This window comes from Paraburkholderia sp. D1E (genome assembly GCF_052682275.1).
Genome location: NZ_JBQYMB010000001.1, coordinates 6,962,681 through 6,977,315, shown reverse-complemented (window position 1 = coordinate 6,977,315; position 14,635 = coordinate 6,962,681). Strand labels below are relative to the sequence as shown.

General features: G+C 62.2%; 9 protein-coding genes and 1 pseudogene. 3 read left to right on the top strand and 7 right to left on the bottom strand.

The genetic code is table 11. From position 1 onward, the window contains the following. Window positions 1-9: 9 nt before the first annotated feature. Both ACUN0E_RS31410 and ACUN0E_RS31405 read right to left on the bottom strand, forming a co-directional pair. Complete coding sequence (locus ACUN0E_RS31410) at window positions 10-1,413, bottom strand: ATP-binding protein (protein ID WP_445570556.1); 1,404 nt, start codon at window positions 1,411-1,413, stop codon at window positions 10-12. Further along, entirely contained in the window at window positions 1,410-2,069 is a 660-nt protein-coding gene (locus ACUN0E_RS31405) for a response regulator (protein WP_445569029.1), read from the bottom strand. The genes ACUN0E_RS31410 and ACUN0E_RS31405 overlap by 4 nt, the downstream gene beginning before the upstream one ends. A gap of 184 nt (window positions 2,070-2,253) precedes the next feature. On the opposite strand from ACUN0E_RS31405, the gene ACUN0E_RS31400 reads away from it, so the two are divergent. Genes ACUN0E_RS31400 through hpnK form a run of 3 tightly spaced genes read left to right on the top strand, consistent with a single transcriptional unit; the run spans window position 2,254 to window position 4,840 of the window. After that, window positions 2,254-2,751, top strand: coding sequence for a hypothetical protein (locus ACUN0E_RS31400; RefSeq protein WP_445569028.1), 498 nt, complete (start codon window positions 2,254-2,256; stop codon window positions 2,749-2,751). A 12-nt stretch (window positions 2,752-2,763) separates the two neighbouring features. After that, window positions 2,764-4,026, top strand: coding sequence for a bacteriohopanetetrol glucosamine biosynthesis glycosyltransferase HpnI (gene hpnI / locus ACUN0E_RS31395; protein WP_445569027.1), 1,263 nt, complete (start codon window positions 2,764-2,766; stop codon window positions 4,024-4,026). Then, window positions 4,016-4,840: a hopanoid biosynthesis-associated protein HpnK gene (gene hpnK / locus ACUN0E_RS31390; RefSeq protein ID WP_408241415.1), complete on the top strand. Its 825-nt coding sequence runs from the start codon at window positions 4,016-4,018 to the stop codon at window positions 4,838-4,840. The genes hpnI and hpnK overlap by 11 nt, the downstream gene beginning before the upstream one ends. A gap of 168 nt (window positions 4,841-5,008) precedes the next feature. On the opposite strand, the pseudogene ACUN0E_RS31385 reads toward hpnK, so the two are convergent. The 5 genes and pseudogenes from ACUN0E_RS31385 to ACUN0E_RS31365 form a co-directional block, all read right to left on the bottom strand. Then, window positions 5,009-6,556, bottom strand: a pseudogene (locus tag ACUN0E_RS31385) (IS3 family transposase). Between the two features lie 597 nt (window positions 6,557-7,153). Then, entirely contained in the window at window positions 7,154-8,572 is a 1,419-nt protein-coding gene (gene tnpC / locus ACUN0E_RS31380; protein ID WP_445567079.1) for an IS66 family transposase, read from the bottom strand. Between the two features lie 232 nt (window positions 8,573-8,804). After that, the gene (locus tag ACUN0E_RS31375; protein ID WP_445569026.1) at window positions 8,805-11,852 is read right to left on the bottom strand and encodes an efflux RND transporter permease subunit; all 3,048 of its coding nucleotides are present in this window, start codon (window positions 11,850-11,852) and stop codon (window positions 8,805-8,807) included. Continuing rightward, window positions 11,849-12,985, bottom strand: a complete 1,137-nt coding sequence (locus ACUN0E_RS31370) for an efflux RND transporter periplasmic adaptor subunit (RefSeq protein ID WP_445569025.1) — start codon at window positions 12,983-12,985, stop codon at window positions 11,849-11,851. The genes ACUN0E_RS31375 and ACUN0E_RS31370 overlap by 4 nt, the downstream gene beginning before the upstream one ends. Next, window positions 12,975-14,321, bottom strand: a complete 1,347-nt coding sequence (locus tag ACUN0E_RS31365) for a TolC family protein (RefSeq protein ID WP_445570555.1) — start codon at window positions 14,319-14,321, stop codon at window positions 12,975-12,977. The genes ACUN0E_RS31370 and ACUN0E_RS31365 overlap by 11 nt, the downstream gene beginning before the upstream one ends. Between the last annotated feature and the right edge of the window lie 314 nt (window positions 14,322-14,635).

Genomic DNA, 14,635 nt, shown 5'->3' with positions numbered 1-14,635 from the left:
CACACACCCTCAATCCTCTCCCGCATAAGCCGGAAACGACACGTCCACCGCGAGGCCGTGCTCGCCGATACCCGTTCCGAGATGCAGCTCGGCACCGAAATGTTCGGCGATCCGCGCGACGATCGAGAGCCCCAGTCCGCTACCGGTGGCGTGATTGCCGGTCGCCCGAAAAAACCGGTTCGTGAGGCGTGCGAGATCGCTGGGCGCGACGCCGGGGCCGTCGTCGCGCACGGTGAGCCGCACCCGGCCGACTTCAGATTGCACCGCCACTTCGACGTTGCCGCCATCGCGGCCGTACTTGATTGCGTTATCGAGCAGATTGTCGAGCAGGATGCCAACTAGTACGGGCTCCGCATTGATCTCGGCGCGCGTGTCGCCGGTGAGTGTCACGCTAATGTTCTTCTGTTGCGCATTGCGTTCGTTGGCAAGCAGCGCGTCTTTTGCCACCGCCGCGGGCCTGAGTGGCGCGGTGGAGAGTTTTTCGTGCACGTCCAGACGCGCGAGTAACAGCAACTGCTCCGCAAGCCGCGCGCTGCGATCGACGCCTTGCACCACACGTTCCATCGCCAGCCGCTGTAATGCCGTATCCGGTTCGGCCAGCGCAACCTGTGCCTGCACCTTGATGGCGGCAAGCGGCGTTTTCAGTTCATGGGCGGCGTCGGCGGTAAACGCACGTTCGCGTTCGATGGAGTGTCGCAAGCGCGACAGCACCAGATTGATCGCGTCGACGAGCGGCCGCACCTCGATCGGCGCCCGGCCGATGTCGACCGGTTCCAGCCGGTTGATGTCCCGCGCGCGAATGGCGCCGGAGAGGACTTTGAGCGGCGCCAGACTCCAGCCGATGCTGACCCACACCAGCAACGCCAGCACCGGCAGCGCAATGAGCGTTGGGCGAGCGATCCGGCTCGCGACGCCGCTCACCAGGTCGCTGCGCGTATTGGCCGGTTCGAACACGCGCACCGTGTTGCCGGGCGCGGTGCCGCGCAAAGTGAATGTGTGCCATTCCTGACCGCCCAGCGTCATGTTTTGCGCGCCGCTTGCGGATGGCACTGGTAGGTCCCACGCTTTTAGCGCGCGCAATTGCGGGCTGCCCGCCAGCACGTCGCCGTTTGCGCTGCGCACCTGGAATAGCGCGTCGCGCGGCAAGGAATCGTCGTCGTCGCTGTCGTTCGCGCCGGCTTCGCCGCCTTCTTCTTCTTCGCGCAAATCGATGCGCGCATTGGCCAGTGTGGTCAGATTGTGTTCGTCGAGCAGCGCGAGAATTTGCGCGATTTCTGCGAGGCGCGCCTCTTCCCATTCGCCGACTTCGCGCTTGGCCTGACGATAGCTCGATATCAGCGCGATACCCCAGATCAGCACGATGCTGGTCAGGACCAGCAGCATCAGGCGGCGGCGTATTGATGCCGACATTATGTTTTCTCTATCACGTAGCCAATATTGCGCACTGTTCTGATCAGCTTGGCGCCGAGTTTTTTGCGCAGATTGGACACGTGCACCTCGATCGCATTACTTTCGATTTCTTCCTGCCATCCATACAAACTCTCTTCGAGCTGCGAACGTGACTGGGGAATGCCCTGGTTGGTCAGCAGTTGCATCAGGATCGCCCATTCACGCGAAGTGAGGGGCACGCGTGCATTGCCGACCTCGACGGTTTGCGCGGTGGGGTTGACCGTCAGATCCAGGTAGCGGATCACTTCGACGCTGCGCCCTTGCGCGCGACGCAGCAAGGCCCGGCAGCGGGCAATCAGTTCGGTCAGGTCGAAGGGCTTGCCGAGGTAGTCGTCGGCGCCGGCTTCCAGGCCGTCGACGCGGTCCACCACCGTGCCCTTGGCGGTCAGCACCAGCACCGGCACGTCCTTGCCGGCGTCGCGCAGCCGTTTCAGCAGTTCCATACCCGATACCCTGGGTAAGCCGAGATCGAGCAGCACCAGCGCATAGGCAGTGGTGTCGAGAGCGAGACTGGCCTTGTGGCCGTCGCGTGCCCAATCGACTGTGAAACCGGCTTGATGCAGTCCTGCTTCGATGCCGCAGCCGATCAGATCGTCGTCTTCTACGAGGAGTACGCGCATGGGAGAGAAATTCCGTTCGATGTCTATTGCATGGCGGTGACAGATTTTAAGCAAACACCGGACCGTATGCCCGAAGTGTAACGGTCATGTTCATGACACGCTTTATACCTCTTTCTTCCTTAAGGTTTCCTTCAGCTTGAATCGCTACTATCGACCGTCAACAGATCACTGTCGCGTGGCCGACATGAGCACGCGAAACGACGTCGTGTTGTCAGATCATCGCAACTTAATCGTAAGCACATCGATGGAATGTACGGCCAGTGCTTTTGTCGCCACGTTCTGCCGGCGAATCGCGCCGCTGCACGTCACCGTGCGTTCCTTCAGGTCACGAGACCAAGCCATGAAGCCAGTCACCGTCGACATGCTGCGAGCCCATTTAATGGCGGCTACGATTACGGCCATGGGTACCGAAGTGCTCGCATTGCTGGCACTGCTGGTCTTGCCTGTTTCCCAGCAGGTTTTCAGCTCCACATTGTTCCGGTTTCTTGCTCTCGCGCTGATCGTGAGTGGCGTGATCGGGATGCGCCAATTCGCGCACGCCGCGTTTGACCTCGCCATTGAGGGCCGTCACGCAATGCCTGCCGGACGGCCAATCCTGATTGAAGCGGATTGTCCACGGCGCTGGTTCGTCATTCTTCATCTGCGCTGCACGGGCAGACCGTTTGTGCTGGCCGGGCACTAACGGACTCAGGCGATGGCAGCGCACGCAATGACGGCATGCCAATTGGTTTTGTTGTTCGGCTGCATCTCGGCTTCGCTCTATGCGATGCTGGCGGCGGTGGCCATGCCGTTCTTCGCGGTGCGCCGCGGGCGGACTACGAGTGGTGCCGTGCGGGCGTCCAATCCTCTGGCTCCTTTTGCGAATGTCGGCGTCAGCGTGCTGAAGCCGCTGTGCGGCGCCGAGCCGCGTCTCTACGAGAATCTCAGAACCTTCTGCGATCAGCGCCACGGGCATTTCCAGCTCGTGCTCGGCGTATCGTCACCGGACGATCCCGCCATTGTCGTAGTGCGCCGTTTGCAGGCCGCCTATCCGACACGCGACATCGAGCTCGCGGTCGATACGCGCGTGCACGGCAGCAATCTCAAGGTCAGCAATCTGATCAACATGGCAGAGCGGGCGCGTTATGACGTGATCGTGATTGCGGATAGCGATATTGCAGTCGAAGCCGATTATCTCGACACCGTGGCGGCGCCGCTCGCCGACCCGCGCGTGGGAGTGGTGACCTGTCTCTACGTGGCGCAAGGCGTTGGGGGCTTCTGGCCGCGGGTCGGTGCGCTATTCATCAACGAGTGGTTTGCACCGTCGGTACGCGTCGCGCATGCGGCGGGGTCGCGCCGCTTCGGCTTCGGCGCGACGCTCGCTTTGCGCCGCGCGACGCTCGAGCGCATTGGCGGTTTCGACGCGCTGAAAAACTGTCTCGCGGACGATTACTGGCTCGCTGAACACGTACGCGCGCTCGGGCTTCGCACGGTACTTTCGCGCGTGATGGTAGCCACCGATGTCATCGAGCCGACTTTCTCCGCCCTGTGGCAGCGCGAGACGCGCTGGCTGCGCACAATCCGCTCGGTGAATCCGCTTGGCTTTGCATTTCTGTTCATCACGTTCCCAATGCCGTGGTTCTTTATTGGCGCATGGCTCACTGGCCGCCTCGCACACGGTCCATTCGACGGCGTGCATCTGTGGGCGGTGCTGGCGAGTGGTGTCAGCACGGCGGCCGGTTTTGCCGCGCGCATGCTGTTGCATCTGCGTGCCGCGCGTCACGAACGCACATTCTGGCGCGACTTGCCGCTTGTGCCGTTGCGCGATACCTTGCTGGCATTCCAATGGCTCGCGGGCGCGTTCGGCTCGCATGTGGTGTGGCGTGGCGCACGCGTGCCGGTCGAAGCCTCCGCGTCGACTACGCAGGGTGCGACGTTGGGTGTGATGGATGTCATGGAGACTTCGGATGGCGGCTAAGCCACGCGGGCTGATCGTCACCGCCGACGATTTTGGCCTGCATCCACGGGTGAATCTGGCGGTCGAGCAGGCGCACCGGCATGGCGTGCTGACGGCTGCGAGCCTGATGATCGGTGCGCCTGCCGCGGATGATGCCGTGGCGCGGGCTCGCGCACTCCCGGCGTTGCGGGTCGGCCTGCATCTCGTGCTGGCCGACGGCGACGCGGTTACGCCGCGAGCCGGGATTGCCGCATTGCTTGACGAGCACGGCCGCTTTGGCGACAACATGGTGCGGGACGGGGTACGGTTTTTCTTTTTGCCGCATGTTCGCAAACAGCTTGCGCGAGAGATTCGCGCGCAATTCGAGGCTTTTGCGAGGACGGGGTTGACGCTCGATCACGTCAACACCCACAAGCATTTTCATTTGCATCCGACGGTGCTGGGTTTGATTCTGGAGATCGGCCGTGAGTATGGGATGCGGGCGATGCGATTGCCGTTCGAGGCTAGCGCGCCGCTGTGGTTGCGGCCGTGGATTTCACGGGTGCGGGCGAGGCTGGATCGGGCTGGGATTGTGCACAACGATTATGTTGTTGGGATTGCTAATAGTGGACGGATGGACGAAGCGGCATGGCTTGCCGCGCTTGCCGATTTGCCCAGCGGGGTGGGGGAGATTTATTGCCATCCTGCCTTTGCCGGGGATCGGGTTTTGAGTCACGGGATGCGGGATTATCGGCATGCTGAGGAGCTGGAGGCGCTCTTGTCGCCTAGGGTCGCTGATGCGATTCGGGGGTTGGGTGCCCGGGTGGGCGGGTTTGGGGATGTGTTGGAAGTGTGATGGTTTTTTTGCCTGCGCGGCGCTTGGTTGTTTGCCTGCTGCTGTGTGCTTTTGGTGTTGGCCTTTCCTTGATTACTTAGTGGTCTATTAGCGTTTGCTCCTGTGCGGGGCGGCACTTACTTTCTTTGCCGCCGCCGGTGTGTGTCAAGGTAGTTGTCGCATGAACCGTTACGCTGCGTGCTTATACATTTTGGCCGACGCGTGAGTTCGCTCCGGGTTCAGATAGACCGAGTCTGCCAGGTGCCAGTTGCGGATGGCACCTGACCAGCGTGCGGGGTTCTGCCTGCGCGCGTCTTCGTACAGCGCACACCGGCGGGCCAGCAGATCGTTGGCTTCGCCGCGATGCCGTTGCCCCGGACTGACATACTTCAGGCCGCTGTGACAGTGCTCTTCGTTGTACCACTGCACGAAGCGCTGCACCCATTCCCGGGCAGCCTCCAGCGTGTCGAACGGCTGCTCGGGCCATAACGGACAGTATCGCCGTGCGGAACAGCGACTCGGCAAAGGCATTGTCGTTGCTCACGCGCGGCCGGCTGAACGAAGGCTGCACACCCAGATCGATCATGGCCGCGCGCATCGTGGCGCCTTTCATTGCACTGCCGTTATCCGAGTGCAGCACCAGCGGACGCCCGGCGATACCTTCACGCAAACATCCCTTGTTCAGCAACTCGCTCGCGTGCTCAGCCGACTCCTGCTCCCACACCTCGTTCATCACCAGTTTGCGGCTGTAGATGTCTTTCATCATGTACCAGTAGAAGTACCGGCCCCTGACCGTGCCCGGCATCCACGTGATATCCCAGCACCACACCTGGTTCGGACCATCGGCACAGTGCGTCGTGAGCGTGCGTCGTTGCGGGGCTCGCGCGCGGCCCCGGCGCTGGCCCTGTCCTGCTGCTTTCAGTATCCGGTAGAACGTCGATTCGCAAGCCAGATAAATCCCTTCATCCGCCAGCTTCGGCACGATCTGGTGCGGCGTCAGGCTCGCGTAGCCCGGACGGTTGGCCGCATCGAGCACGGCCTGACGTTCTGCCTCACTCAGCCTGTTGGGCGGCGCTGCACGCTTCACCTGAGCGCGCCCGTCCTGCGGCGACAGGCGCCAGCGCTGGACACTGCGCACGCTGAGCCCCAACTGCTCGCACGCACGCGAGCGGCGCGCTCCCTGCTGTACAGCTTCATCGATCAACTGCATGGCTTCATCGCGATCCGGGCGGCTGATCAGTCTTCCTCTTCCTTGCCCCAGATCGCTTCGGCTTTTTTTCGCAGATTCAGCAAGGCCGCCGCCTCCGCGCGGGCCGCGTCAGCGCGTTTGAGCTGGCGCTCGAGTTCACGGATGCGCTTTTGCGCAGCCTTCGCCTCGTTGCGCTGGGCCGCCGTGGGCTTCGTTTCAGGCACCGCGTTGGCCTGCTCGCACGCCTCGCGCCACTGCCGGATCTGCTCCGGATAAATGCCTTTACTGCGGCAGTATTGTGAGGTCTCGATCTCGTTGAGCGACGCCGTCTCCAGCACCGCCCTGAACTTCCCGGCGCTTGACCACTGATCGCCCGTTTTGCCATTGCCCGGCATGAATTTCCCTGTATCTCTTGCATGCTGCCGCCAGGTCCGCAGCGTCACCGTGGTGATGCCCGTCGCCCCCGCCAGCTCGATGACCGCACGATTGAACGGCGGCATCATCTGCTGGATTACCCATTCCCGGGTTTCCGCTGAATAGCGTTTCATCTTCCATTCGCTGTCCGCCCCCCATCTTTACACCAATCGGTTCGGGTGAGGCGACAACTAGCCTGACATGGAGGGCCGCAAAGAAAGATAAGCAAAGAAAGCGGCTCACCCCGCCAGCTTATAAGCGGGTCCCTCGCACAGTTGCGGTAGTGGTGCATCTGGAATCCGTGCCCTCGCACACTCCGCGTCAGTGACCAAGCCGTCATCCGCTCCCACTCCGCACTGCGTGCGTCGCGGATGGGGCTGCCTGGGAAACCCGGGGCTTCGTTGAGGCGCGGTGGGAGTCATCGGCTTCGCCTCGGCAATGACGGACGTGCATGGGAAACCAAGTAGCTTCGTTTGCGGGCGGTGGGGGTCGTTGGTTTCGCCTTGGCGGAGCACCGAATGGAGCGCGAGTGCAAAAACACAGCAATCGGTTTTAAGAAATGCGCGTCGGCGCGCGTAGCGCCGCCGGAAGTATGACTGCCTTGTCACCCACGCCGAATGTGCGAGAGCACGGATTCCAGATGCACCACTACCGTGGCTGCGCGGGGGACCCGCTTAAGAATTAGCGGGGTGAGCCGCTTTCTTTGCTTATCTTTCTTTGCGGCGGCGTAACTATTCAGCGGCCGGCAGGGGCGAAACGACCAAACCGGCAAAGCTCAAGGCCAGCGCATCGATCAGCGAGCGGTTCTGCTTACGCAAAGTGGCGAGATAGGAGCGGATTGTGCAGAACGCCTCCATGCCGCAGACAGAGCGGAAACACCCTGATATTTTCTGCTTGAGTTTGGGCATGCGGATATCGCGCTCGGCCAGATTGTTGTCGAACGGCACACGGTGATCTGCAATAAAACGCCATACCTGGCGCGTCTGTGTGTGCAGGCGGCGCAGCAGATTGTAGGCAAAGCTCTGCCTGATCTTGCCGCGCCGCTCCTTGCGCCTGGACTCGCGCGCCTGCTGGGGATTAAGCCTGTCTCCCAGAGCAATCAGCGCCCGACTTCGCCTGGCGTAATAGCGCTGGCGCGATCGACTCAGTGCCGTGTTGCCGCAGGCCAGACTGAGCTCACTCTCGCGTTTGGCCTGACACAGCAGATCAATCATCTGCTGGGCCCACGCCTGCCCGGTGGACTCCAGCACAAACACCAACTCGCGCAGATGGTGGGCATTGCATAGCGCATGGTCGCAGTCATAGTAGGCATACGGTCGCCAGCCGTCATGTACCGCGATGCCCGTGAAGCCAGGCAGAATGCCGAAACTGTCGAGTGCCTCGCGACCGCGCTTGTGGTGCGCACCGTACCAGCTCAGCGTGCGCGTTGACGCGGTATGCAGCCAGTGGGGCGTACGTCCCACGCGCATGCTGCTCTCATCGAAATGCACGACCGGCTGCTTATGCAGTGCCTGGCTGATCTGTTCAACTGCGGGCGCCAGCAGATGTGCTGCCTGATCAATGCTGTGCTGCACGGTGCCGGTACTCACACGCAGACCGAACAGATCCGTCAGCGCCTGAGCGGTGCGTCCCACTGGCAGTTGCTGGTACTGCGTCAGATAGACTGCCGCGGCGCGCACCTGGGCACCGTACTGCACCGCCTGGCTTACGCCTTCGGGAAACACGCCCGAATGACGTTTGCCGCAGCGACACTGTGCGATCTGCACGCGATGTTCGGTCACCTCAAAACGCGTGGGCGGCAAATCGATCACCTGACGTCCTTCAGTCACCACGGTGATCCGTGTGGAATCAAGCCGTGCCCCGCATGCATCGCACACCCGCGCCACCGGGTGAATCTCAATGTAATCGGGTTGCGCCACGCGTTTTAGCGTCTTGCCTTTATGACCGGGCTGCGCTCCCGGGCGTGCACCGCTTACGCCGCGCAACGACTTCGGTTTGCGCTTCGGGCCGTCGCTTGATGGTGGCTTGCTGGAGTTATGACTGTCCTTCTCAAGCTTCGCCTCAAGCTCGTTCAGACGCCTCACAAGATCGACGATCAGTGCGTCCTTCTGTTCAGGCGTCAGATCCTTGATGTCGGGCATCTTCGTCATGTCCTTCACTATGCATGGCCTGGTTCCAGTTTACAACCGCTGAATAGTTACGCGGCGGCAAAGAAAGTAAGTGCCGCCCCGCACAGGGGCAAACGCTAATAGACCACTAAGTAATCAAGGAAAGGCCAACACCAAAAGCACACAGAAAAGCACGCCAAGCAGGCAAACAAATCAAGAAAAGCCCACAGCAGCCGACAAACAACCAAGCGCCGCGCAGGCAAAAAAACCCACTTTATATAACCTCCCTCATCAACAACTTCAACACCACAGGCAACAACACCAACACCAACGGCAACTGCACAATCAACCCGGAAATAATGGCAACCGCCAAAGGCTGCTGCATAGCCGACCCTTGCCCAAGGGCAAAAGCCAGCGGTAACAACGCCAGAATAGCCGCAATAGTCGTCATGGCAATCGGCCGCAACCGATTCCGCCCGGCCGCGATCAGCGCGGCCTCAAACCCAACACCTTCATCCCGAATCAGCCCCTGCAACTCCGATACATAAAAAATTGCCACCTCGGTCACGATACCGATAATCATCGTCATCCCCATCATCGCGGAGATGTTCAACTCAATGCCGGTAATCCACAATCCAATAAACACCGCTCCGGTCGCCAGCAATGGCATCGCCATCACCGCAAGCGCCACACGAAAGCGCTCGTACAGAAACAGCAGCAACCCAAACACCAACGCTATCGCGGCGCCGAACACGCTCAACAAACCCTTGAAGGCAATCTGCTGTTGCTGGTACAAACCACCCAACTCGTAATACACGCCGGTCGGCAACAGGCTCCTGTCGCTCAGCACCTTCTGTACGTCCGCGATTGTCGAGCCGAGATCGCGGCCGTCGATTCGCGCGGTCACGGCCACCATCCGTTTGAGGTTGTCGCGGCTGATTTCCGGCTGGCCGGTCACCGTCACCTGATCGGCGACGCGATTCAGCGCGAACAGATGGCCGTCCGGTGCGCGAATCTGCAATTGCCCCAGCTGCGTATCGGTTAGCTTCAGTGCGCCAGCCACGCGCACCCGCACGCCCACCGTCTTCGGCCCGGTCTGGAATTGCGTCGCTACATTGCCTTCCACCATGTCGGAAACCGCCTGGGCAATCGACTGCGGGTCCATGCCCTCGGCCGCCGCGGCCGCCGGCCGGATGTGCAATTCGAGCGCGTCACCGGCAGGGTTGATGCCGTCGTTCACGTCCACCACGCCCTGAATCTTGCCGATCTGCGCAGCGACCTTGCGTGCGGTGGTGTCGAGTGTGTTCTGGTCGTCAGAGTAGATCTTGATCTGGACCGGCTGCGGCACCGCGGTCAGATCGCCGATCAGGTCTTCCATCAATTGCGCGAGTTCGATATTCACGCCCGGCACCTGTGTCTCGATCTTCGAGCGAATCTCCTCCATCACCGTTTCGATCGGCTCGCGGCCACTCGATTTCAGCCTTACGAAGAAGTCGCCCTTGTTAGGCTCGTTCAGATCGCCGCCGAGACCGGCGCCGGTGCGGCGCGAGTAAGTCGCAACGTTCGGATTCGCGCGGATGATGCCTTCGATCTGCTTCATCAGCCGGTCGGTTTCGGTCACGGATGTGCCCGGATCGGTGTGATAGTCGAGCACGAAACCGCCTTCGTCCATGCTCGGCATGAAACCGCTGCCCACCCGCGTGAACGCGAACGCGGCCACCACGATCAGGGGCACCAGGCCGAGCAGCACGAGAATCGGCCGTGCCGTCACGCGTTCGATCAGAAAACCGTAGCGCCGGGTCATCCATGAAGCGAAGCGAGTTTCCTGATGCTCTTCGGCGTCCTTCGGTTTTAGCCAGCGGTCGCACAGAATCGGCACCGCGAGCCAGGTGACGAGAAACGAAATGAACAGGGCGCTTGCCATCGTCACCGAAAGCGCCTTGAAGAACGCGCCCGTCACGCCGGACAGAAACGCGAGCGGCACGAAAATGATCAGCGTCGCGGCCGACGAACCGGCAAGCGGCCGCGTGAATTCGAGAGCCGCCGCCATCACGCGGCCATGAAACTGGTGCGCGCCGCCTTCGCGCATGCGTCGCACGATGTGTTCGATCATTACGATGGCGTCGTCGATCACGAGGCCGACCGCGGCGGCCATCCCGCCGAGCGTCATGATGTTGAAGCCCATGCCGAACACGTCGAGCAGCAGAATCGTCGCGGCCATCACGACCGGCACCAGCGCGACCGCAATCGCAGTGATTTTCCAGTTGCGCAGGAAGGCAAACAGGGTGAACGCGGCCAGCACCACACCGATCATGATTGCATCGCGCACGCTGGTCGCCGAGGCGATCACCAGTTCACTCTGGTCGTACCAGTTCGAGAGATGCACGCCCGTCGGCATCTGATGCTGGAAGTCGGCGAGCTTCGCACGGATTGCCTTGGCCATGGCCACGCTGTTCGCGCCAGGTTGCTGGTAGACGTTGAGCAGCACGGCGTCCTGGCCGTCGGCAGTGACGCGCATCCATTGCGGCACGACGCCCTGACGGACTGTCGCAATGTCCCCGAGGCGGATTTGCGTCGCGCCGTTGGCCGACACCACCACGTTGCGCAGTTCGTCGAGTCGCGTGATCGTGCTGTTGGCGATCACGAGGTACAACTTGTCGTGATCCTCGATACGGCCGGTAGCCATCAGCACGTTGCTCGCGCCGATCGCTTTCGACACATCGGAAAGCGAGAGCTTGTAGGCGGCGAGGCGAGCCGGATCGATCGCGACTTCGAATTCATCCTGCGCACCACCTGTCACTTCGACGCGCGCCACACCTTCCACTGACGACAGCAACGGGCGCATCTGGAACTGTGCAAGATCGCGCAGCGCCGACAGCGACTGCTGTTTCGACGTCAGGCTATACGCGAGCACCGGGAACACGGTCGGGTCCATGCGCCGCACCTGCATCGAGGTGCCTTGCGGAAGCGTCGCTAGGATCTCGCTGATTGCCGATTGGGCTTGCAACGTGGCTTGCGCCATGTCGGTGCCCCAGTCGAAATTGATCGAGATCTCCGCCGATCCGCGGCTCGTGGTCGATTCGACGTCGCGTACGTTCGGCACGCGCCGCAATGCTTCTTCGACGGGCATTGTGACGAGCGTCGCCATTTGTTCGGCAGGACGGTCGCCCGCGTCGAGCGAGACAACGGCGCGCGGAAACGCGACGTTCGGGAACAGGGAGATCGGCAGGCGAAACGCGGTCAATGCGCCCGCGATCGCCAGCAACGCGATCACGAACAGCAACGAGCGCCGGTGCTTCTGCATCCATTGACCGAAATTCATCGCGGCGCGCCTCCGCCAGCCCGCACCGCCATGCCGTCCTTCAACTCATAGTTGCCGCTGACGACGAGGCCTTGTGTGCCGTCGATCGGGCCGTCCACGCCATAGCGGTCGCCGTTTTCTACCTGCGTGACCACTGCCACGCGGCGCGCCTTGTTTTGCGGCGTGATCTGGAACACGTATGCGCCTTTGTCGTCTTTCAGCACGGCAGCACGCGGCACGACCCAATGCGTGCCGCTGCGCGTTGCGATATCGGCGCTGACACGCGTGCCCGGAATGAACGCGCTCTGTCCGAGCGGGACGTTCGCGCCGACGTTGACGAGCTGGCTCTGTTGATCGACCGACGCGCCGACCAGCACCACACGGCCCTCCGCCGCGGCCTTCGCGAGCGAAGTGGACAGGCCGTGAAGGGTGACCGTGTCGCCCGCATGGATAGCGGGGACATCCGACGGTTCGACGCCGAGCATGACGTTCGCGCGCGCGTCCTTGCCGTTACCGCCAGCCAGTTGCAGGATTGCGGCGCCGGGCTGCACCTGATCGCCCTGTGCCGCCGATACTTGCAAAACCACGCCGTCGATCTGCGCCGCGATGACCTTATTGCCGCTCGCGACACCCGTCTGGTTCTGCGCGGCGAGCGCCTGCTGCGCGTCCTCGGCGGCCTTGCGTGCCGTGGCGAGCTGCGATTGCGTGGCAAGCCCTTTGTCGTACAGCGATTGCGTGCGCGCGAGCTCGCCTTGCGCCAGCGTCACGGCGCTTTTTGCCTGAGTGGCGGCGAGCACTGCGGCGGGGTCGGCTTGCACAACGAAGAGCGGCGTGCCGCGCGTCACGCTCTGGCCGGCTTGCACGCGCATCTGCACGATACGCGCAACGTACGGCAGATTAACCGTGGTCAGGTTCGACGCGGACGCCGCGACGATGCCATACGCACGTACCGGTTGCGCGATGACGGCGCGCTGCACCCGTACGGTCTGCACGGATACGACGGATGGGTCTGCCGCATCGACGCCGGCGAGCGCACTGGTTGCGCCGGCTGCATTGGCCGCATGGATGCCAGCGCTTATTAGCGCGACGCAGACAAGGGAAATCGCATAGGAGGCGATGTGCGGCCACCGCGTCGGGAGTGGGCTATTTCGCATGAGTTTCGGTGAAGGTCTGAGCGGAGGAAAAGGCGTCTGGAATCGCGCTGCCCAGCAGTGCTTGCAGGCCGACGCGCTGTTCGGCGAGCGATTCGCGTAGTGTGGCGACGTCGACGCGTTTGGTAAGCGCGGCGCTTTGTGCATCGGTGTAGGCGCCGAGTACGAGATTGTGTTGCGCGTAGGCCGCAGCCGCGTGTTGGGCGGCGAGATCGACATCGGGCAGCGCGGCTTGGGTCTGCTGCAACTGTCGCGTGAGAATTACGCTGTCCGCACGCATATGGGCGACATCGGCATAAGCCTGATTGAGGCGTGACTGATATTCGTCACGCAGGCGCTGACGCGTCGCTTTTTCGATCGCGACGTTGCCTTGATTGCGGTTGAAGATCGGCAGGCTCAGATTGATCTGGAAGCCGCTGGTGTAGATGTTCGAGGTGTCTCGCGCACGCACGAAACCTACTGACAGGCTCGGGAACTGACTGAGGATCGCCGCGCGGTATTTCTGTTCCTGCGCTTCATAACCCGCTTGCAGTGCGATCAGATCCGGACGGCGCTGCGCGAGTTTGGCGAGCGCGGCATCGAGCGTGGTGTCGGGCAGCCCGGTTGTGTCTTCGTTGCCGGTGAGTTGCAGTTGTACTTCGGGGGAGAGGCCGAGTAGCGCGTTCAGATCGTGATGGGTCTGTTCCGCTGCCCGTTCGGCGTCCGTGTATTGCTTGCGTGCATCGCTGTATGCGGTCAGCGCGGCCGTCAGCGTGTCGTCGGTCAGATTGCCTTCGCGGTGCGCGTCGGCCATGCGCTCGTAGCGCGTGCGCGCGAGGTCGCGCTGCTGTTGCAGCAGCGGCAGCGTGTCCTGCTGAAAGCGCGTCTTGATGAACAACTGCCGCGCCTCTACGACGATCTGCCATTCCTGCCACAGCAGGCCAAGATCGGTTTTGGCTACGGTCGCGTCAGCGGATTGCTTATTCGCACTGCGCAGCACGATCGCCATCACGTCGATGCTCAGGCCATAATTGAACGCGCGCGTGGCGCCGGCCGCGCCTGGGTAGTCGCTTGATACGCTCAGTTGCGGGTCGGGCAGCAACCCTGCGGAATAAGCTTGCGCGTGGGCAATGCCGAGATCGTCGCGGGTCAGCTTCAGATCGGGATTGTTCGCGACGGCCAGCATCGCGACTTCGTCGATGTCGAGCCCATCGGACGGATCGAAGCGATGTGCGGCCAGTTCGGGCAGCGGCATGGTCGACGGATCGATCTGGATGCGTTCGAGCGAGCGGGCGGAGGTGGATGTATCCTGCGGCGCAAGCGGCTCGCGGTGATACCACGTGCAGCCGCCTAGCAGCATTGCGCAGACGGGCACGAGTATGCGCAACCGTGCGGCGAAGGCGGCCGGTGATTTAGCGGTGAGCGCGGCGGCCAGCCCCGGCGGTCGCCTCGCTTCCGGGGTGACTGGCGATCTGACGGCGAATGAGGCGGCCAGTCCGGCAGGCCGGTTCGCTGCTGAGGTAGCCGCTGAAATGACCGCTGCGGCGGCGTTGAAAACGGGCAAAATCCGGCTCCTGAACGAAGTTGAGACAACCGCGAACGGATGTCGCAGAACAGGTGCCGATTCTGCTGATGGGGAGCTTAAGAAACGCTTAACCGAAATTTAAGCGTCCC